We start from the raw sequence: 20,943 nt of genomic DNA, 5'->3' as shown, positions 1-20,943 counted from the left end.
TCTCCCGGTTCATCGATCTTACAGCTCTCTGCGCCGCTGCTGGTTTAGACGAATCTTGGATTCATTGCCTTGTTCCGTTGCTTCATAAAATACACGACGCGAAAGCCGCTTCGGTAAATACTCCTGCTTCACGTAATGTCCCGGATAATTGTGCGGGTATTGGTAACCCTCATGTCCCAGCTTCACTGCACCCGAATAATGGGTATCCCGCAGATGAAGAGGGACCTCAGCAGATTTCACCTCATCAATGGCATTCATTGCTTTTGAGATCGCAGTGTACACCGCATTGGACTTCGGACTTTCAACAGCAAACAGAATCGCTTGGGCAATGTTCAGCTTGGCTTCAGGCCAACCATTATTGCGATAAGCATCCAGCGCCCCGATGGCCTGGGTCATCGCTTGCGGATTCGCAAGTCCAATATCTTCACTGCTCGCTGCAATCAGACGACGTATAAACGTCATCGGGTCCATGCCCAACTTTTCTACTGCATACAAAAACCAGAACAGTGCTGCATCACTGGAACCCCGAATGCTTTTGTGAAATGCCGACAATACATCATATTGTGTCGATTCATCCGCCTTCACAATCGGACGACGAATAGACTCTTCAGCTACATCGAGCGTGATGTGAATGGAGCCGTCCTTCTCTGGCGGTGTAGTCAGTGCAGCCAGTTCCAACGCGTTCAGCGCACGCCGAATATCGCCATTCGCCATCGTCGCAATATGTCCCAATGCCTCGTCGTCAGCCTGCAGATCCATGAATCCCAAACCTTTATCCGCATCCGCCAGTGCTCGGTGCATCGCAATCAGGGAGTGCTCTTTGTTCAAAGACTCCAGCTGAAACAGCGTAGAACGGCTCATCAAGGCCCCATTCACATAATGAAAGGGATTCTCTGTCGTAGCGCCGATAAAAATGATCGTGCCCTTCTCTACTGCAGGTAGCAATGCATCCTGACGTGAACTATTAAAGCGGTGTACCTCATCCAGGAACAAAATGGTTTTTGTTCCGTACAACTGCTTGTTCGTCTGTGCCTGCTCAATGACTTCACGTACATCTTTAACCGAGGCATCCACCGCATTCAGACGAACGAACTGTCCCTGCGTATGCTGGGAAATAATATGTGCGAGGGTCGTCTTACCACATCCCGGAGGACCGTAAAGCAAAATGGACGAGATCTGATCGGCTTCAATGGCGCGCCGAAGCAGTTTACCCGGTCCTATAATTTGCTCTTGCCCAATATATTCATCAAGCCGCTCTGGCCGCATGCGGTCAGCGAGCAGTCTTGCTTGAGGTTCTGAATCCTGCTGAAACGAAAATAAATCCATTGCTCATCACTTCCTTAACGGATTGCCTTTACTTGATCCTTACCAAAATCCTGATTAATCTCTATTCTCTATCATATCATACTCCCGCGGCAGCATACCCATAAATGCGCCAAGCGCACTGCTGACAAAGGCATCCTTGCGCGTAATAAAATGAGTCATCATCCGATTCATGCCTGCGGGGAGAGTATGCTTTCGCAGTGATCCACTTTCGATCTGGCGCCGAATGACGATCTCAGGTAACAGTGAAATTCCCATGCCGGAGGTGACCCCGCTAATAATCGCTTCAAGGGTTCCAAATTCCATAATGATCGGACGGGTTACGCCGCTAACCGACAACCATTCCTCCAAAACCTGACGATATGAACAACCCATGCTGTAGACCAGAATCGGTTTACTGGTGAGCTCTTCGTCTTCCGGTCCCATACCGGAGGAGACCACATATAGTTCTTCATCAAATACGGGAGTAGAAGCAATATCGGGGTGATCACAGGAACAACCGATAAAAGCCCCTTCCAATTCATACCCAATAACCTGATCCATAAGCACTTGGGAGTTCCCCGTAGTCAATGATAAGGAGACCGCCGGATGCAGTTTATAATATTTTGCCAAAAGCTCAGGCAACCGAACCGCTGCAGCAGTCTGCGTGGAGCCGATGCGCAGCGGGCCAGCTGGCACACTTGTGGAGCTGAGCGCTTTTCCAGCCTCATCAAGCAGGCCGATAATTTTATCTGCATATGTCAGCAGCATCTCACCTGCTGGAGATAACGTCATTCCCCGATTATGACGAATAAACAGCAGTGTCCCTACTTCAGATTCCAGATGTCGTATCCTTGCTGTGACATTGGACTGCACGTAACCAAGGCGCTCCGCAGCTCGGGTCAGATTTCCTTCTTGTGCCACACATTGAAATATCCTTAAATCGCCGCTCTCCATTGAATGAACCTCCCAACGATCACTTTTTTAGCCAGACATCATTTAAAATGATATCCAATCCATTAACAATCATTATACAGTATAGCTACTCCGAGCTACAATCGGGGTATATCAGAACACAGCAACTTACTCTCGCTGAGTTCACTTAAGGAGTGTTAAGGATGATGAACTGGAAGAACACCGTAGCTTTGGTTACTGGAGGGGGTACGGGCATAGGTCGAGCTGCCAGTATATTGCTAGCTAATCGTGGAGCTACCGTTGCCGTCAATTACTCCCGTTCCCAGGATGAGGCTGAAGAGACAGTTCAACATATTCTGGATGCGGGTGGCCATGCTTTTGCCATTCGGGCCAATGTGGGTTCCGATGTCGAGGTTCGCCAGATGGTGGCCTCTGTCACTGAACAAGTTGGACCTGTAACTGCACTCGTAAATAACGCCAGTATCACGCATCATATCCCCATGAAAGATCTGGAAGCTGTAACAGATGACATATGGAATGAACTATATGACGTCAATGTTAAAGGCATGTTTTACACCGCACGGGCTGTAGCGAAGGGAATGCAGCAGGTTGGCCAAGGCGCAATCGTTAACCTCGGCAGCATAGCTGGCAGCACAGGATCAGGGTCCTCCCTTCCCTACGCCGTTTCCAAAGCAGCAGTACATGGGTTAACGAAATCATTAGCACATGCGCTTTCTCCCGATATACGGGTTAACGCCATCATTCCGGGTGCAGTTGCGACCCGCTGGTGGGCAGGAAAGGAAGAACAGATGAATCGTCTGGGTGGTACGTTATTGTTACAGCGAATAGCCGCAAGCGAAGACATCGCACATATGATATGCACCGCGCTGGAGCAACCGTCCATGACCGGACAATGGATTACAGTAGATAGCGGTCAGACGTTATGAGCACGGGAAACCAAAGGGAGGAAGGAAACCTGATGAAGCCTCTAAAATATACGTTCCTGATCATCGTAACCACTCTCATCATGGGAACCTCGTTTCCTGTAGGCAAAATCGGTATGATGTATGCTCCTCCCTTTTTGTTAATGGGACTTCGCTATATATTGGCAGGAGCATTACTTGCCTGGATCATCAGAAAACGCCCCATGCCTGTGGGGTGGAAACAATGGATGCAAATCGGCGTAATCGGTTTGTTCCAGTCGGCGGGCGTGATGGGCTGTGCTTATTACAGCATGAACTGGATCAGTTCGGGAGAGTCCGCCATTATCACGTTTACAAATCCCTTGCTTGTCATCCTCCTGAGTGCTGCATTATACGGTGTGTCCTATCGTTTTAGCCAATGGACCGGTGTGATTCTCGGATTTGTCGGAGTGGCGTTAACCTTTGGATTCCATCTGAGCTTGAGTCCTGGGACGTGGATTGGGTTTGCCGGGGCTATATCCTTTGCTGTATCCACGTTGCTTATTAAGCGCTGGGGAACAGCTCATGATACATTTGTGCTTACCGCTTATCAAATGCTCGCTGGAGGCGTCGTACTGCTCTTACTGAGCGTTTTTACAGAGCAGCCTCATTTTATCGTGAATACAACGTCTATCGTTGTCCTGGTATGGCTGACGATTTTCTGTTCCATCATTCAGTTCACACTTTGGTTTTATCTACTGCAAAACACAGATCCGGCCAAAACCAGTTCCTTTCTTTTTCTGGCACCGCTGTTTGGACTGCTGTCGAGCTTTGTCTTGCTGGAAGAGCATGTCGGCTGGATCGTCGGTGCAGGTGGAGTAATGATCTGTCTGGGCATTTTCCTGGTTAACCGTCATCCCAACAGGCATAATTCAACCTTGGATAAACCGGGTTTGACCCAACGAACACCTGCAAGTTAACCCCCGTATAAGATCAGCTACCTGATTGCAAATACTTTCGTGAATAACACACCTCTGCTGTGAACGTACAAAAGAGCATGGTGCTTGAACAGCGCCATGCTCTTTTCATATGAATACGATGTTCAACAAACAAGAATTCACTCTGACTCGCTGTCAGGCCAACCATGAATGGCAACGGACTCGCCTTCCAAATTGTGAGTTGCAGCAGCATAGTCAGGCAATGGGCCCTCGTGGAATAACCACAGTTCGTGCAATGCCCGTGTACAGCCAACGTATAACAGCTTCGCATCACCCGCATTAGGCAAATAGTGTTTCTCATCCGCGTCCGCTACGATAACGGCATCAAACTCCAACCCTTTTGACAAATAGACAGGTAAAACGGAGTGTCCACCTGTGTACTGTTTTTTGCCGCCGTCAATCAAGTTCAGCTCCCAGCCTGCTTCCTGGAGTTCATGATGAAGCTCCTTTGCCTCATGCAGGGTACGGGTCAGAATGGAGACGGTGCGATAGTCTTTGACCGTTAACAGCTTCAAAGCCTGTTCGAGGCTTGCTGTACGTCCTTTTTCCCCATAGGACAATGTCCGTACAGGATCACCACTCCGGAATACAGGAATCGCCGTAATCCCGCTTTTGACGCCCCGCTCCAGAATCGTATTGGCATAATCTATAATTTCCATTGTCGAGCGATAACTCCGGGTCAATGCAAAATAAGCATTCTGTTCCTCGGGGAACAGCGAACTCATCTCGTCCCACGCATGAACACCACGGTACTCATGAATACCTTGGGACAGATCGCCCAGTATGGTGAAGGAATGCCCTTTGACGAACTGATCCAATAATGCCACATGAAAAGGAGAAAAGTCTTGTGCTTCATCAATGACGATGTGATCGAACCGCTCTGAGCCTTCAATATCATGAACCAAGGTATGGATGTACACCAATGCAGGCAAATCCTCTTCACGGATAATATCCTGCTTCAGATCTGCTGCCGTTTGCTTCATCACCAATTTGGGGATAAGAGCGCTCAGCGAGGCAGGTACCGAGCCACCTTTAACGACCTTGAACAGCTGTTTGTACAGCGTAAGCGGTTCATATTGAGGCCATTTTTTGGCGTAGGCTTTCTCACGGGTTGCCGCTTTCTTTTTACGCTCTTTGCGAACGGCTTCCGGCGAAGGCTTCTTGAGCTCCATCTCAATCCAGCGGTGAATACGCGCCATGACCCGCTCTTTCCGTTTCGCCAGCGGATAATGTTTGTACTCTTCCCCGAACCAGTTCTCAATCTCGGCTTTACGGAGCACCGCACCATCCCATGGACTGAAGTCCATATCGGGTACGGACTCCTCTTCCATCCCGGACAGCCACTCGCGAATTAATTCCATGAATCGGATCGAGCCTTTATACCGCCCAGGCACATCATCATTGAGTTCAGGACGTGCATCCGGGGTTTCAAACCAGGTGTTCAATGTCTCCGACGTATCCGCCAAAGGCTGGTCCAGTCCCAGCAGGTTCATTGCCCAATCCGGGAATGTACGCTGCTGAATATCCCCTACACCGAGCTCTGGAAGTACATCTGATATGTAATCCAAGAACATGTGGTTGGGTGCAAAAATAACCATCTTCTCCGCAGATACCTGCTCCTTGTATTGATACAGCAGGAAGGCAAGTCGATGCAGGGCCACGGTTGTTTTTCCAGAACCGGCCACACCCTGAATGATCAATGCGGTGTTTCTTGCCGCACGAATAATCTGATCCTGCTCAGCCTGAATGGTAGAAACGATATCGCGGAGCTTGTTGTCCTTGTTCTCTCCCAATCGATACACGAGGAATTCATCCGATACGGCTGGCTGGTCGCTGTCCCGATTGTACGTATCTGCCACACGTTCCAATATACGCTGCCGAATGACCACGTTTCGTTTTAGATAAACCAGGCCCTCAATGAGTCCCTCCGGGGCTTCATACGTTGCGGAGGCTTCCCCTCCGGTAAATGAGTAAAACAGGCTTGCCACAGGAGCACGCCAATCGATGACGAGCGGATGCTCTCCCACCTCTTCGCGGTCTACGCCGATTTTGCCAATATACAGAGGTTTCCGTGCACCACTGCCCTCTTCTTCGAAATCCAAGCGTCCGAAATAGGGTTGCTGCGCGCTCTTGGACAAGGCGGTGCGGCGCTCTTCGCGTCCGGCTTCCAGCACTTGTTCTGTGAAGTCGTGGCCGGTGTACACCGGAATATTGTGCAGCCGTTCCAGCTGGCTGTCCACTTCCTTCATCGTTCGCTCTAACCTGTACTCTTCTTCTTGATAGGCACTTTGAAAGCTGTCTGACATGTTTCAGTTACCTCCTAAGAATATGTTTGTTCTGCATAGCCAATCACTGACGACACAAAAGGATACCCACTATATCATATTGATGTACAAAAAGCTACAGTAACCCCGATAGCAAAATGAAAGAAACCGCTGCTCCTGTTCGCAAAGAACAGATGAACAACGGTCACTCTTTTCATTACTCTGACTCCAAATCCGACTTACCATCCTGTGCCACAAACTGCTTCTGAGCCAACTCACGGTATACCGGATGGTTGCTGATCAGCTCCGCATGTGTTCCGGTTCCCGTCACATGGCCCTGTTCCAGAACAACAATCTGATCAGAGTCGACAACGGTTGACAATCGATGCGCAATGACAACCGTGGTTCGTCCTTCCATCAGATTGGACAGGGCTTGCTGCACTTCATGTTCAGAAGTGCTGTCCAGACTGGACGTCGCTTCATCCAGCATCAGAATATCAGGGCTGCGCAGCAGTGCACGAGCGATAGCGATCCGTTGGCGTTGGCCACCGGAGAGCTTAATCCCGCGTTCTCCCACTTCCGTATCATAGCCCTGAGGCAGCTTATCAATAAAAGCAGAGGAGTACGCCATCTCTGCCGCATGTCGAATTTCGTCCATACTTGCCTCACGGCCCAGTCCGTATGTCATATTTTCCTTAATTGTACCTGCCATCAGCGGGCTTTCCTGAGAAACATATCCAATCTTGCTGCGCCAGGAAGCCAACGAATAATCCGTGATGGCTTGTCCACCATATGATATACTGCCCGACCCCGGAAGATAGAACTGCTCCAACAGAGAGAACAGCGTTGATTTCCCGCTGCCGCTTGGGCCTACAATAGCCGTCACTTTACGGGCAGGAACGGTCAGATTAATCCCATGCAGTACCTCTTCCCCTGTTACATAAGAGAAGTGCAGGTTGTTAAATGTAATCGTCTCATTGCCCTTGGGAGCAATTGCTGTGCTATGACGCGGTTCTTCTTCATGAGCCAGAATAGCCTGAATGCGTTCTGTCGCACCGACAACCTTTTGCAAACGTGAATACAGTGTCGTAAATTGCCCCATCGGCATAATGACCTGGAACAACAGCAGAATGAAGGCAACCAGTTCCCCCGGAGACAGCAATCCCGAAGCCACCCGCATGCCGCCAACACCCAGAATAACAACCAGTACAGCCGTCATGACAAATGTAAAGAGCGGACCGATCAACGCCAAGATCCGAGCTTCCTGTAGTCCAAAAGCAAACATCTTGCCAATGCGGGAATCGCCTGCTTCTGCCTCCTGTTTCTCCGTACCATAAGCTTTCACCAAACGAATCTCGCCAATGACTTGGCTGAGCACGGAAGTAAGGCCCGCCATTTCGTCCTGCTGCTTTTTGGAGATTTTGTACATTTTACGTCCGACAGGTAACAGAATCAGCAGCGTGAGCGGGACAAGACTCAGGATAATAAGTGACATGACCCAATCCAGATAGAAAAGCAACGCTACCCCGCCCACAACCGCAACGATATTGGATACAAAAGAAACGAGATAATCCGCAATTAGCGTCATAATCTGACTCGTATCATTCGTGATTCGACTCATCGTATCACCCGTACGATTTCGGTCGAAATATGGCATTGGCAAGGATAATACTTTGTTCCACAGCTTCGTCCGCAATGTCGCAACCACGCGCTGGCCTGCATAGTTCAACATGTAGATGCTGATGCCTGAAGCAATGGCCTGAATAACGAATGCTCCCAGCAGCAGAAAAATAACGGACTTGTTCAGCGCGGACATCGTCAGCCCATCAATCAGGCCTTTGGTCATCAGCGGGACAATCAGGCCCGCTGTCGTCTGAATGAGTGTCAGGATTAACGCTATAATCAAAATAAGCTTCGGTGGATTTGTGGCAGCAATCAGCTTCACAAAATCCCTGAATCCTTTTTTCCCTACTTTCGGTTCAGCTTGACCCGCTTGTTGTTGCTCTTCCATTCACGTTCCCCCGTTCTCCCGATGTTCACCAGAGATCATACGTATGAGTTAACATAACGTTTCCTATCTTTTACAATATCCCGTGCAGAACAAAATTGGCCAAAAACAGAATGGCAATGCCATACATGACTTTAGGCACCTGCTTACCCTGACCCACCGCCAGCTTCGCTACGGGATACGCAATGAATCCAAATGCCATACCGTCGACGATGCTATATGTAAATGGAATCATGACCATGATCAGAAAAGCCGGGAAAGCCTCCGTAAAATCACGGAAATCCATGTCCTTCACATCCTGTACCATCAATCCGCCTATAATGATCAAAATGGGAGCGATGGCACTGTCCGGGATATAACCCAGCAGTGGAATAAAGAAGAATGTTGCACCGAATAGCACTGCGGTAACCAGTGGAGTCAAGCCTGAGCGCCCGCCTGCAGCTATACCGGCTGTTGTCTCAGCCGCAGCTACAGTAGGGCTGCTTCCAAAGATCCCGGCAAAAATATTCGAAATTGACAGGGCTCGCAAGCTGCCTTTAAATCTTTCGGGGCGACCAATCAAATGGGTCTGGGCCGTAATCAGGCCGATATTTTCAAATACAACAATCAGCAGCAACAGAAATACAGCAATCCAGAACGACAAGTCCACCAGATTTGCGAAGGAAAGCTCAGCGAACAAACCGCCATATTGATGCAATGCTTCTGCGGCAGACACGGGGTCACCCGGTTTTACGGCCCCCAGCACATAAGCCAGTCCTGTTCCCGCCAGAATACTGATCAGAAGCCCACCCTGTACATTTCGTATAAATAGAATCAATGCAAGCACAAGTGTAACACAAGCAGTAATTACTCCAGGGTCGTTAAAATGCCCAATGGCTACAAACGTCGTCTGATGTGCGATGACGATTCCGCTTTTTTGCAAACCGATAAACGTCAGAAATAGACCGATTCCCACTGTGATGCCATGCTGCAGGTTTTTGGGAATGGCATCACTGATCATTTTATATAACGATGTAAACGTCACGACCGAAAATAGCACACCTGTGACCGATACAACCGCCAAGGCTTCCTGCCAGCTCAATTTCATCGAATGTACGAGTGTGTAAGTGAAAAATGCATTGATGCCCATGCCAGGTACAACGATAATCGGTGATTTACCGCCAAATGCCATCAGCAAACAACCTGCAATGGACGTCAGAAGTGTGCCCACCATAGCTGCCTGCAGCGGCATTCCGGCATCCGCCAGAATTGTTGCATTGACCATCACGATATACACCACGGCAAAATAGGAAATGGCCCCCGCCATAATTTCCTTCTTCCACTGGTCTCCCGGCTCCAGGCCAAGTCGTCTGGCCATCCATCCTTGTTTCATTCGTTCCGTTCCCCTCTCTCACTGCCGTTTCTCTATGTAGTTATCATCATTTCGCGCAGCACCACATATCATACACGGTTTTGGGATCGAAGTACATCACGTAACCCTGACATTGGTTAGGGTTTTGCGTATGCAAAAAAGCGCAGACACCTTGTCGGCATCTACGCTTTTCCCTTACAGCAAATTACTGCTGCTTGTTCTCTGCAATTTCAATCAGTTCCTTGACAGCAACACTGACCATGATCAGTCCGGCTACCGGAGGAACAAAGGCGTTACTCGCTGGCGGCTGTTTGGCCTTGCGAATTTCCGGCGCATTTTCAGGTACAATTTTCTGTGTTACATCTTCGCGTGGTTTGAGCGGCTTTTCGGTTGAAAAGACCACTTTTACACCTTTTTTAATACCGTCTTTGCGAAGTGTCGTACGGACAACACGAGCAATGGGGTCCATGGTCGTTTTCGAAATATCCGCAACCTGGAATTTTGTCGGGTCCATTTTGTTTGCCGCACCCATGCTGGAAATGACCGGAATCTTCCGTTTGAGGCATTCCTTGATGAGGTGGATTTTGTAAATGATCGTGTCGGAAGCATCCAGCACATAATCCAGCTCATACTTGAACAATTCCTCATACGTCTCTTCCGTGTAAAACATATTCAGTGCAATGGCGTCACACTCTGGATTGATGAGCTTCACCCGCTCCACCATCAAATCTGCTTTTTTCTGACCCACGGTCGTTGTCAAAGCATGAATCTGACGATTGATGTTCGTGATGTCCACCACGTCTTTATCAATCAGAATGATACGGCCAACACCGCTGCGAGCGAGGGCTTCCACTGCAATACCACCCACACCGCCGATGCCGAGCACAGCTACTGTACTATTTTTCAAGGCGTTCAGACCTTCAGGTCCGATTGCCAGTTCTGTTCTTGAAAATTGATGGAGCATTGAGAATCGATGCCTCCTTTATTTCTTTTCCGCCACCGGTTTACGGGCTACACGGATGTGAAGTTGTTCCAATTGGGAGTTATCCACTTCAGAAGGTGCATTCATGAGCAGATCCGTTGCACTTGCCGTTTTCGGGAAGGCAATCGTTTCACGCAGATTCGTACGTCCTGCCAGCAGCATCACCAGACGGTCGAGACCAAAAGCGATTCCGCCGTGTGGTGGCGTTCCGTATTCGAATGCTTCGAGCAGATAACCGAATTTCTCGTTGGCTACTTCCGGAGAGAGTCCCAGGGCAGCGAACATTTTTTCCTGAACATCACGTTTATAGATACGCATTGAACCGCCGCCCACTTCATAACCATTCAGAACAAGGTCATAGGCTTGAGCGCGAATCGCACCCGGATCTGTGTCAAACAGATGTACATCTTCGTCTTTAGGACGTGTGAATGGGTGGTGTTCTGCTACATAACGTTTGGCATCTTCATCGTACCCGAGCAATGGGAAGTCGACAACCCATGCAAATTTGAATTTGCTGTCATCGATCAGACCCAGTTGACGACCGATTTTCAGACGAAGCGCGCCCAGTACATCTGCAACCACTTTTTTGGTGTCAGCAGAGAAGAGCAGCAAGTCGCCTTCTTCAGCGCCAGTACGTTCTTTAACTGCTTCGATCTCTTCCGGTGTAAAGAACTTCACGATTGGTCCTTTGAACTCGCCGTCTTTCACTTGAATCCATGCCAAACCTTTTGCGCCGTAACGCGCTGCGAATGGACCGAGGTCATCGATTTCTTTACGACTCCATGTGCCACAGCCTTTAGCATTCAGAACTTTCACTTCTCCACCTTTTTCAATGACAGAAGCAAATACTTTCACACCACTGTTTGCTACGATATCGTTCATTTCAACCAGTTCCATGCCAAAACGCAGATCCGGTTTGTCCGAACCGTATTTACCCATGGCATCTGCATACGTAATCCGTTGGAAAGGCAGTTCCAGCTCAATACCTTTCGTCTCACGCAGCAATTTGGCCATCAGCTCTTCCATCATTGGCAGCAGGTCATCCTGTTGCAGGAAGGAAGTCTCGATGTCGACTTGGGTGAATTCCGGTTGACGGTCTGCACGCAAATCTTCATCACGGAAACAACGGGCGATCTGATAGTAACGCTCAAGTCCGCCAACCATCAGCAATTGTTTGTAAATTTGCGGTGATTGCGGCAGGGCGAAGAATTCACCTTCATGCACACGGCTTGGTACGAGATAGTCACGCGCACCTTCCGGGGAGCTCTTCGTCAGGATTGGTGTTTCTACTTCAACAAATTCTTCTCCATCCAGATAATCACGGAACACTTTGGATGCTTTGGAACGCAATTTCAATGTTTCGAACATTTCCGGACGACGCAGGTCCAGGTAACGATACTTCAATCGAAGGGACTCGTCGACTTCCACACCATCTTCGATGAAGAATGGAGGTGTTTTAGCAGCGTTCAGCACTTCAATCTCCGTAATTTGGACTTCAATTTCGCCTGTAGGCAGGTTTTTGTTTACGGTCTCTTCGTCACGTTTAACGACTTTACCCGTTACCGCGATAACATACTCGCTCCGTACTCTGTCAGCGATTTGCAATGCTTCGCCAGAGTATGCCGGGTTGAAAACAACCTGTACAATTCCGCTGCGGTCACGCAGATCGATAAACAGTACGCCCCCTAGGTCACGGCGGGTCTGTACCCAGCCGTTCAATGTTACAGTTTCACCGATGTATGCGGGTGTTAACGCGCCGCAATGATGACTTCTTTTCATAACCAAACTCCTCATATGTGAATTTCCGTTCTGTATGGGCGGGCAGAGCCCGCTTTTCAACAGTGCGGTTGCGTGAAGACAACTTTATTCAAATGGTGTTAATGCTTACTTTCCACTTACCGTGGCAACAAGATCATCCAGCTTCACCGTTTGTTGTTCACCTGTATCCATGGACTTCAGGGCAATCTCGCCGCGCTCCAGTTCATCATCACCAAGAATGGCAGTGTAACGGGCTTTGAATCGGTCGGCAGATTTCATCTGTGCTTTCATCTTGCGACCGAGATAGTCGCGTTCACCGGACAGTCCGGATTGACGGAGCTTGAACAGCTGACGATTGACTTCACGATCGGCTGCTTCACCAAGAGCAACAAAATATACATCGAGTGGGGCAAGGGAACTTACATCAATGTTCTGGTGTTCCAGAATCAGTTGAATACGCTCCAGACCGATACCGAAACCAATACCAGGCTGATCAGGTCCACCGATATCTCCAACGAGACCGTTGTATCTGCCGCCACCGCCGACCGTATCAATTGCGCCAATACCTTGGGCCTTCAATTCAAAAGCAGTCAAGGTGTAGTAATCCAGTCCGCGTACCAGACGATTGTTCACCGCGTAATCTACGCCAAAGTCATCCAGATACTCTTTCAGCTTGGCAAAGTGGTTCAAGGACTCTTCATCCAGACTATCCAAGATGGACGGTGCCCCTACGAACTTGTCCTGATCGACTTTGCAGTCGAGCACACGCAGCGGATTACGTTCCATCCGGGATTGGCAGTCCTTGCACAGACTGTCTTTCATTGGTCTGAGGAATCCAAGCAATTTTTCGCGATATTCCGCACGGCTGGTTGGGTTACCGACCGAGTTGATTTCGACTTTGACATCTTTCAATCCCAGTTCTACACACAGTTGATACCCAAGTGCAATGACTTCAGCATCGATCGCTGGATCAAGGGCTCCGATGGCTTCTACGCCGAACTGGTGGAACTGACGCTGGCGACCTGCTTGCGGACGTTCGTACCGGAACATCGGACCGATGTAATAAAGCTTGCTCACATCCGGTTCGCCATAGATTTTATTTTCCACATAAGCGCGGACAACCCCCGCTGTACCCTCCGGTCGAAGGGTCATGCTGCGGTCCCCTTTATCATTGAAGGTGTACATTTCTTTCTCAACAATATCGGTTGTTTCCCCAACGCCTCGTACAAATAAAGAAGTCTGTTCGAAGATCGGTGTGCGAATCTCGCGGTAATTAAAACGGCGACACAGATCACGCGCTTTTTCCTCTACGAACTGCCACTTTTCGACAACACCAGGCAGCAAGTCCTGCGTTCCAGTCGGTTTTTGAAAAGCCATCTTTCATCCCTCCAGCATCTATTTTTCTCTGTATAACAAAAAAATCCCTCTCCCTGTCGCTGTATAAACAGCAAACAAAGGGACGAGGGATTGTGTTTACACATTCACCCGTGGTACCACCCACATTCCGGAATCCCTGACACTTTCGCCGTTCAGGTGATCGTGTGATGATGTAGGGTTGCTCCAGGCAATCCGATCAAAACACAGATCATTCCGCTCTACGTATAACGCACGCCCTGCGCAGGCCGGCTAATGATCATCAGATATAAATCTAATGTGTTCGCCGTCTGTTCTCGGGGAAGTCATTCGTCCGCTCATCAAGAGAATCCTTACAGCCAGGGGATTCCTCTCTGTTCATGTGGGCACGGAGTACTTGGTCCCGTCATCAAATCATCAGTTATATTATTGAATAACACCTATAGTTATTATATAACGTTTAAAGTTAATTTATTTCCTGATTGTAATGAACCGCAGTGCTAAAGTCAAGGGCTAACACAAAAAGATAGCACTAAAAAAATTCTCACACGCCGTACGGGATGCGGGGTCCATAGATATCAAGCTAACAGAAGCTGGATTTCATCAAATAAATTCCAACTTCTGTTGCCTTCTTATATCTCTATTGTTTCAGCATCCACTTCACCAGATCCGGCACATTCGCCCATAGACGGGAGTGCATAATGACATATTCAATCGCTTCGTCGGAATCCCCCATTCCGACAAAATCAGGGAGGTTATGCGGCAGCCGCTTCAAACCCAGCAGATAATCAGGCACATGCTTGTTCACGCCCCGGGCCACACGGTACAGCATTTTGAGCTGGGAGGTGATTCCGTTCTTCTTATACTCCAGAATGATCTGGTCATAGGCAAAGGCGGCTGCGGCGTCACCTTTCCCATACTTCTCCAGCAGTTGCTCTGCCTGCTTCAATTGGTTGCTGTACAAATACACAGCAGCGAGCAGGTAACGCGCTCCGGTATTGTCTTCCGTATTAAGCTCCAAAATATGCTCCAGGATTTGTGCCGCTTCTTCGGCATCTCCGCCAAACCAGCAGGATTCGGCGTAGCTTTTGCATATCCGGATATATGGACGAGTCTCATGAAGCCCCCAGAAGTCCCCCTTGTTCTTCTCAAAAAACAGTTCGCCCAGTTCGCGTTCGCCAGCAGCGATTCCAGCCTTGAGGTAAGCCCGTGCATCAGACTCATTGTCCGATTCCTCAGCCAGAATAAGATACGCATCAGAGCTGTCAGAATACATCTCCAGCGCTGTTTCCGCCAGCTGTATTCTGCGTTTGGAAGAACTGGCTTCCATGGCCTTATACAGCAGAGCCTGCGCTTTGTCCTTCGCTGTACCTGGGCTGTTCAGAATCATCAGCTCGTCCGTTTCGCCGCCCATGCCATATTCTTCGATGTAATTGAACATCTCCCTAACCTTTCGGGAGATCGTTGCTGTCGTTACCTCATATTTAACGGCCAGCTCATCCTTCGAAACATTGAAGCCGTATTCCTCGGACAGCAGATACTCGATTGCGGCACAGAACGAGCCTGTCTTCTTCACAGTAGGGCGGGTCTGACGGGAATATCCATTCCATAGCACCAGAGCTTCCAAAATCAACTCCCGCTCGTATTGGTTCCTCATGTCCTCAATAAGCTGCAGGGCCAGCTGTTCGTGAGCCGGATGCGCCCATTTCAGTTCTTGCGCTACCATCTTTTTCAGCTTGGTCAAGGTCAGTTTGCTCTCAGGCTGAATCGAGGCTTCCTGGACAGGCTGCTCGGTTGATATCAGCCGCAGTACGGATTCTACCGCAGAGGGCTCCTTGTCCAGACAGCATTTCTTATATTTTTTCCCGCTTCCGCATGGGCATACATCATTTCTTCCAACCTTACTCAAAACTAATTCCCCCTTAAATCTTTCACTAGCCATTTCGCATGAGAACACTGTTGCTTTAGCATTATAGGTTTCATTTCTCAAACGAGGCATTCTATATAACTTGTCAATTTCCATAAGCAGAAACGGCTGCCCCGCTCTTATATAAGGGCGAGGGCCGTTTCAGCGAGTATATGTTCATCTGGAATATGACGGATCACTCTGGCGATGAATTACTCACAATCTCTATCATAGGATTAGGATTGGATTCGCCTGAGCCCAATCGCTAGAAGCTTCATTTACCGACCAATGTTGCCTAACTATGAAAACAATTCGCTTTAAAATGTTTAAATCCATCTCTCTATTCTATCAAAAATTTAAATACGGGGTAAGCTTCGCCCCAAACATATACATTTTCATCTCAAAAAAAAAACCTGCACACGGTGTGCAGGCTCAAAGGATATATAAAAAAAGGGGGTCATGTGTGTTATTATAAACGGGCTATGTTAAAGGCTTATGTAACTAATATTACAGTAATATTACAAAAATGACAGCGCTTTATAATTCATTTTTTTCTACATAATAAAAGCCCCTGCAAAGGCTCCTGACACGAATCCAGGCCTTGCAAGGGCTCTCTTTTACATGTTAATTCAATTCTTCCACATAAGCTTGGTTAGAGCGAAGTTTATGAACGATTTCCTCATAATCTTCATCCCTTACTTTGGCAGACAAAACATAATGCAGATCATCATAATCAGCCGAGGACACATCCGCAGCATCCAACAGGTCGCCATCTTCATTGACATTATCACGGGAACCTCTCTCGGTATCGCGATCCACATTACTGACGACCGGAATTACATTTTCACTAGCGGGAACCCCGGGTGCTGCACCCACACCCATAGCTCCATTGGTTCCTACGCCACCTGCTGTGTTATAAGGCACCAGAGGTACCATAATCCGCTTGTCTCTGCCAACTGCACTGTCCAGTTGCCCTACTTCCAAATGCTCAGTACGGAACGTCTGAAGTGAAGTTCTTGCTCCCTCCGCCTCGTCCTCGGTCCGAAAATACGCCTGAATATGTTTTGTCATGTCAAACCCTCCTTTATCGGAATAAATGCTGGATGAAACCTAAATTTAGAAGCTTCCAGTTCCACCCTATAACGTAATCATTTTTAACGGATAGTTATCTGACTCCATATCATTAAATAACTTTTAGCAGCTCGCGGACAAATGCTGGCTCATCGGCAGGTGTTCGGGAAGTAATATAGTTGCCGTCTACAACAGCTTCATGGTCCTTAAATTCTGCTCCCGCGTTCACCATGTCATCCTTGAGCGGTGGATAGGACGTAATTGTCCGACCTTTCAACAGATTGGCAGACGCCAAAATTTGAGGACCGTGACAAATCGCAGCGATTGGTTTCTTCGCACTGTTGATCTCCGTCACGAATTTCAGAATGTGCGCATCTGTACGTAGATTCTCTGGAGAAGATCCCCCTGGAATCACAACCGCATCATAATCGGAAGCAGAGACTTCGGAAATCGCTTTGTCTGAAGTGTAGGAGGCTTTACCACCTTTACCCTTCAGTGTCTCTCCTGCTTTCAAGCCGATAATTTCCACATCGTGTCCGGCTTTTTTCACCTCATCATATGGTACCTGCATTTCCGAATCTTCAAAATCATTCGCCAATAAAAAAGCAACTTTACTCATAACGTATGTTCTCCTTTCCGTGTTCGAAATTTCTTGAAATCGGGTAATCGCAGAAACTTATATTCTACATTTCTTGTTCATTGCCCGTAATAAACACTGAACCTGGCACGCCATCGTGCCTCGTTCTGTTATTACCCTAACCAGAGTCATTTATAACAAGACGAACCTGTATTATTTTGACTTTGATTAAACACTCCAACTCCGAAATGATTAAGCTTCCTAACAAAAAAAGCCTTGATTCGATGATCGAATCAAAACTTTTTCGCTTTTGTTACCTAAATATTTAATCGAATACTGTCCGCACTCAGTCACGCGGAAGACGGCTCTGCTCCCCTTTATCCGAATCCTGAAGGGCCCAAATTGTTGTTGCACATTCGGCAGCAGCGCGGGCAAGCTTCAGGGACTCATACAGGTTTCCAGGTAGAAGCAAAGGTTCTATTCGGGAACGGGTTTCCTTGACGGATTGGCGCATAAGGGTGGGGTACTCCTTTGATCATCTTATGTTATAAACCGAATTATCCCTCATTATGGCCTGTTCCCCAATCAATTATGCATGTGCCTCTTGACGAATAGGGCTTTCGAGCATTAAAGTCACGGGTCCCCAATTGGTAAAAGTCACATCCATCATCGCACCGAAACGCCCGGTTTCCACCTGAATTCCTTTATCCCGTAACAGCTGATTAAATGTTTCATACAACAATTCTGCCGCTTCAGGTCTGGCTGCCGCTGCAAAGCTTGGGCGTTTCCCTTTGCGACAATCCCCGTACAATGTAAATTGTGAGACAGATAATACAGCCCCGCCCACATCCATCAAACTGAGATTCATCTTTTCCTGCTCATCCTCAAAGATTCGAAGTCCAGCAATTTTGTCTGCCAAATATATGGCATCCTTCTCTGTGTCCTCATGTGTAATGCCCACGAGTAACATCAATCCGGATTCAATTCTTCCCGTCAGCTCGTCCCCAACGGTCACCTGAGCCTCTTTACAGCGTTGTACAAGCACCCTCATCTTACAGGCTCCTTACTGCATAATCCGATGCACAGAATAGACATCTTTCACCCGTTTGATTCGTTCCACAACCGAATGCAGATGCTCCGTATTACGTATCAGAATTGTGACGTGCACCAATGCTAATTTATTTTTATCTGTACGTCCGGTGACGGCAGATATATTGGTTTTACTTTCGGAAACAGCTTGAAGCACTTCATTGAGTAAACCATTGCGATCATGGCCCGTAATCTCAATATCCACACTGTAGTTGGCTTCAATGTTCTCTTCCCACTCGACTTCAATGACGCGAGCTGCTTCTTCTCCATCCGTACTGGACGGAATATTTGGACAGTCACTGCGATGCACGGAAACCCCGCGCCCACGTGTAACATACCCGATAATAGCATCCCCTGGTACAGGGTTACAGCAGCGCGCAAAACGAACAAGCAAATTGTCTATGCCTTTGACACGAATGCCATTGGTCGGACGGTTTTTGCGTTCAGGTGCAGGCTTCAGCTCTCGCATCTCGGAATTCAGTTCCAGCAAGCTGGATTCTTCCTGCTCCTTGCGGAGTTTCTCCGTTGCTTTGGTCACAATCTGAGCAGCCGTAATGCCACCGAATCCAACCGCTGCGAGCATATCCTCAATATCATTGAAGGCATACTTTTTAGCTGCTTCCTGCAACTTATCGTCCGTCATCCAGGCAGATGGATCAAGCCCCATGCGCTTAAGTTCACGTTCGCAACTGTCTCGTCCCTTTTCAACGTTTTCTTCGCGCCGTTCCTTCTTGAACCATTGCTTGATCTTCGCTCGTGCGTGAGAGGATTTTGCAATTTTAAGCCAGTCCTGGCTCGGTCCGTAAGAATGTTTGGATGTCAAAATTTCAATGATGTCGCCCGTTTTGAGATGATAATCAAGCGGAACGATACGACCATTTACTTTCGCACCAATCGTCCGATTACCCACCTCTGTATGGATTCTGTACGCAAAATCCAATGGAACAGATCCGGTAGGCAATTCGATAACTTCACCTTTTGGCGTGAATACAAACACCAGATCGGAGAAGAAATCCATTTTGAGTGATTCTACAAATTCAGACGCATCCTGTGCTTCATTTTGAAGTTCAAGAATCTCGCGGAAGAACGTAATTTTATCTTCAAAATTATTTCCGTTCGCAGCGCCTTCTTTGTAGGCCCAGTGGGCAGCAATCCCGAATTCAGCAGTGCGATGCATATCCCATGTCCGAATCTGAACTTCAGTCGGTTCACCGTTGGGACCTACAACCGTGGTATGCAGCGATTGATACATATTCGCCTTCGGCATCGCAATATAGTCCTTGAAACGTCCAGGCATCGGTTTCCATAACGTGTGTATAATTCCGAGCGTAGCATAACAATCCTTGATGTTATCCACAATAATACGAATCGCAAGCAGATCATAAATCTCGTTAAACTGTTTGTTTTTCGTAGTCATTTTTTTGAACACGCTGTAGATGTGCTTAGGACGACCCGACAGGTCTGCCTGAATTCCCATCTCATCCAGCTTGCTCGTAATGCCGTCCATAACCGTATCTATATATTGCTCACGTTCCGCACGTTTTTTGTGCATCAGGTTTGCGATTCGGTAATATTGCTGCGGATTCAAATAACGGAGGGCGATGTCCTCCATTTCCCATTTGATCGCAGATATACCCAGACGGTTCGCAATCGGACAGAAAATCTCCAACGTTTCATATGAAATCCGGCGTTGGCTTTCTTCCGACTGAAACTTGAGTGTCCGCATATTATGCAGACGGTCAGCCAATTTGATCACGATGACACGGATGTCCTGCGCCATGGCGATGAACATTTTGCGGTAGTTCTCGTTCTGCTGTTCTTCCTTGGAGCGGAACTGAATACGTTCCAGCTTCGTCAAGCCGTCAACAAGCATGGCACACGTATTGCCGAAATGATTGCGGATTTCTTCAAGTGAAACCGTAGTATCTTCTACTACATCATGAAGAAGCGCTGCAATTATGGAGATGGTGTCCATCTGCATGTTTACAACAATATCGGCAACCGCAAGCGGATGCAGAATATACGGTTCTCCCGATTTTCGCGTCTGTCCATGGTGGGCCTGATCAGCAAATTCGTAAGCTTCACGTATGCGCACCAGATCGGGTTCTTTGATATATGCCCCGGCCTTCTCGAGTAATTGCTCTATGCCCATTCTGATCTGTTCCGTGTCCTTTCTATACAAAATGGAACCCGTGACATAATATCAACACAGGTTCCCCGTAAAAGTAATTTCCTATAATTATGACGCTTCGCCCGTTTCCCGTCAACTACTGACGAATAAGAGCATATATCCAATTTTTTTATACGTGATGCATCATTCCCGAAAGAGCTTGCCCAGTCCTCCACAGGGCTTCGAGGTCATCCTCAATTACCATATATTATTACCGTTATTTACCGAAATAGAAGGATAGATTGTAAAAATAAATAGAGCTTTCAATGCTCAGCGAAAAATGTTATTGCTAAATGA

The 20,943-nt window shown here is 48.0% G+C and carries 16 protein-coding genes; 2 read left to right on the top strand and 14 right to left on the bottom strand.

Features of this window, described 5'->3' with window-relative positions; genetic code table 11:
• Positions 1-18: 18 nt before the first annotated feature.
• Positions 19-1,326 (bottom strand): replication-associated recombination protein A, encoded by a 1,308-nt coding sequence (locus tag P364_RS0126550; protein WP_024633062.1) that lies wholly within the window; start codon positions 1,324-1,326, stop codon positions 19-21.
• A gap of 54 nt (positions 1,327-1,380) precedes the next feature.
• Positions 1,381-2,259: a LysR family transcriptional regulator gene (locus tag P364_RS0126545; protein ID WP_024633061.1), complete on the bottom strand. Its 879-nt coding sequence runs from the start codon at positions 2,257-2,259 to the stop codon at positions 1,381-1,383.
• Between the two features lie 164 nt (positions 2,260-2,423).
• On the opposite strand from P364_RS0126545, the gene P364_RS0126540 reads away from it, so the two are divergent.
• The gene (locus tag P364_RS0126540) at positions 2,424-3,164 is read left to right on the top strand and encodes an SDR family NAD(P)-dependent oxidoreductase (protein WP_024633060.1); all 741 of its coding nucleotides are present in this window, start codon (positions 2,424-2,426) and stop codon (positions 3,162-3,164) included.
• Positions 3,165-3,196: 32 nt separating this feature from the next.
• Positions 3,197-4,099 carry a DMT family transporter gene (locus tag P364_RS0126535; protein ID WP_024633059.1) on the top strand — a complete coding sequence of 301 codons (903 nt, stop codon included), beginning with the start codon at positions 3,197-3,199 and terminating at the stop codon, positions 4,097-4,099.
• Between the two features lie 137 nt (positions 4,100-4,236).
• Here the strand turns inward: P364_RS0126535 and P364_RS0126530 are convergent, their stop codons facing one another.
• The 12 genes from P364_RS0126530 to P364_RS0126475 all read right to left on the bottom strand — a co-directional run bounded on the left by P364_RS0126530 (position 4,237) and on the right by P364_RS0126475 (position 20,628).
• Positions 4,237-6,423: a HelD family protein gene (locus P364_RS0126530; RefSeq protein ID WP_024633058.1), complete on the bottom strand. Its 2,187-nt coding sequence runs from the start codon at positions 6,421-6,423 to the stop codon at positions 4,237-4,239.
• Positions 6,424-6,598: 175 nt separating this feature from the next.
• A complete protein-coding gene (locus tag P364_RS0126525) occupies positions 6,599-8,392 on the bottom strand; it encodes an ABC transporter ATP-binding protein (protein ID WP_024633057.1) in 1,794 nt (597 codons plus the stop codon).
• Positions 8,393-8,462: 70 nt separating this feature from the next.
• Positions 8,463-9,761 carry an NCS2 family permease gene (locus tag P364_RS0126520; protein ID WP_024633056.1) on the bottom strand — a complete coding sequence of 433 codons (1,299 nt, stop codon included), beginning with the start codon at positions 9,759-9,761 and terminating at the stop codon, positions 8,463-8,465.
• 184 nt (positions 9,762-9,945) lie between these two features.
• Entirely contained in the window at positions 9,946-10,704 is a 759-nt protein-coding gene (locus P364_RS0126515; protein WP_024633055.1) for a tRNA threonylcarbamoyladenosine dehydratase, read from the bottom strand.
• 18 nt (positions 10,705-10,722) lie between these two features.
• Positions 10,723-12,501, bottom strand: coding sequence for an aspartate--tRNA ligase (gene aspS, locus P364_RS0126510; protein WP_024633054.1), 1,779 nt, complete (start codon positions 12,499-12,501; stop codon positions 10,723-10,725).
• 105 nt (positions 12,502-12,606) lie between these two features.
• Complete coding sequence (hisS, locus tag P364_RS0126505) at positions 12,607-13,857, bottom strand: histidine--tRNA ligase (RefSeq protein WP_024633053.1); 1,251 nt, start codon at positions 13,855-13,857, stop codon at positions 12,607-12,609.
• A 616-nt stretch (positions 13,858-14,473) separates the two neighbouring features.
• Complete coding sequence (locus P364_RS0126500) at positions 14,474-15,742, bottom strand: SEC-C metal-binding domain-containing protein (RefSeq protein WP_024633052.1); 1,269 nt, start codon at positions 15,740-15,742, stop codon at positions 14,474-14,476.
• A 621-nt stretch (positions 15,743-16,363) separates the two neighbouring features.
• On the bottom strand, positions 16,364-16,810 hold the full coding sequence (locus P364_RS0126495; protein WP_024633051.1) for a hypothetical protein: 447 nt from the start codon (positions 16,808-16,810) through the stop codon (positions 16,364-16,366).
• Between the two features lie 112 nt (positions 16,811-16,922).
• Entirely contained in the window at positions 16,923-17,429 is a 507-nt protein-coding gene (locus P364_RS0126490; RefSeq protein ID WP_024633050.1) for a type 1 glutamine amidotransferase domain-containing protein, read from the bottom strand.
• Positions 17,430-17,733: 304 nt separating this feature from the next.
• Positions 17,734-17,901: a hypothetical protein gene (locus P364_RS37650; protein WP_160319650.1), complete on the bottom strand. Its 168-nt coding sequence runs from the start codon at positions 17,899-17,901 to the stop codon at positions 17,734-17,736.
• 75 nt (positions 17,902-17,976) lie between these two features.
• On the bottom strand, positions 17,977-18,438 hold the full coding sequence (dtd, locus tag P364_RS0126480; protein ID WP_024633049.1) for a D-aminoacyl-tRNA deacylase: 462 nt from the start codon (positions 18,436-18,438) through the stop codon (positions 17,977-17,979).
• A 12-nt stretch (positions 18,439-18,450) separates the two neighbouring features.
• Positions 18,451-20,628: a RelA/SpoT family protein gene (locus P364_RS0126475; RefSeq protein ID WP_024633048.1), complete on the bottom strand. Its 2,178-nt coding sequence runs from the start codon at positions 20,626-20,628 to the stop codon at positions 18,451-18,453.
• Positions 20,629-20,943: the final 315 nt, after the last annotated feature.

The organism is Paenibacillus sp. MAEPY2 (assembly GCF_000499205.1).
Taxonomy (GTDB): domain Bacteria; phylum Bacillota; class Bacilli; order Paenibacillales; family Paenibacillaceae; genus Paenibacillus; species Paenibacillus vandeheii.
This window is presented reverse-complemented; position numbering and strand designations above follow the sequence as displayed.

What these genes read in the sequence shown, in the direction of transcription:
- P364_RS0126550 (WP_024633062.1), bottom strand. Translation starts at nt 1,326, where the DNA reads ATGGATTTATTTTCGTTTCAGCAGGATTCAGAACCTCAAGCAAGACTG.
- P364_RS0126545 (WP_024633061.1), bottom strand. Translation starts at nt 2,259, where the DNA reads ATGGAGAGCGGCGATTTAAGGATATTTCAATGTGTGGCACAAGAAGGA.
- P364_RS0126540 (WP_024633060.1), top strand. Translation starts at nt 2,424, where the DNA reads ATGAACTGGAAGAACACCGTAGCTTTGGTTACTGGAGGGGGTACGGGC.
- P364_RS0126535 (WP_024633059.1), top strand. Translation starts at nt 3,197, where the DNA reads ATGAAGCCTCTAAAATATACGTTCCTGATCATCGTAACCACTCTCATC.
- P364_RS0126530 (WP_024633058.1), bottom strand. Translation starts at nt 6,423, where the DNA reads ATGTCAGACAGCTTTCAAAGTGCCTATCAAGAAGAAGAGTACAGGTTA.
- P364_RS0126525 (WP_024633057.1), bottom strand. Translation starts at nt 8,392, where the DNA reads ATGGAAGAGCAACAACAAGCGGGTCAAGCTGAACCGAAAGTAGGGAAA.
- P364_RS0126520 (WP_024633056.1), bottom strand. Translation starts at nt 9,761, where the DNA reads ATGAAACAAGGATGGATGGCCAGACGACTTGGCCTGGAGCCGGGAGAC.
- P364_RS0126515 (WP_024633055.1), bottom strand. Translation starts at nt 10,704, where the DNA reads ATGCTCCATCAATTTTCAAGAACAGAACTGGCAATCGGACCTGAAGGT.
- aspS (WP_024633054.1), bottom strand. Translation starts at nt 12,501, where the DNA reads ATGAAAAGAAGTCATCATTGCGGCGCGTTAACACCCGCATACATCGGT.
- hisS (WP_024633053.1), bottom strand. Translation starts at nt 13,857, where the DNA reads ATGGCTTTTCAAAAACCGACTGGAACGCAGGACTTGCTGCCTGGTGTT.
- P364_RS0126495 (WP_024633051.1), bottom strand. Translation starts at nt 16,810, where the DNA reads ATGACAAAACATATTCAGGCGTATTTTCGGACCGAGGACGAGGCGGAG.
- P364_RS0126490 (WP_024633050.1), bottom strand. Translation starts at nt 17,429, where the DNA reads ATGAGTAAAGTTGCTTTTTTATTGGCGAATGATTTTGAAGATTCGGAA.
- P364_RS37650 (WP_160319650.1), bottom strand. Translation starts at nt 17,901, where the DNA reads ATGCGCCAATCCGTCAAGGAAACCCGTTCCCGAATAGAACCTTTGCTT.
- dtd (WP_024633049.1), bottom strand. Translation starts at nt 18,438, where the DNA reads ATGAGGGTGCTTGTACAACGCTGTAAAGAGGCTCAGGTGACCGTTGGG.
- P364_RS0126475 (WP_024633048.1), bottom strand. Translation starts at nt 20,628, where the DNA reads ATGGGCATAGAGCAATTACTCGAGAAGGCCGGGGCATATATCAAAGAA.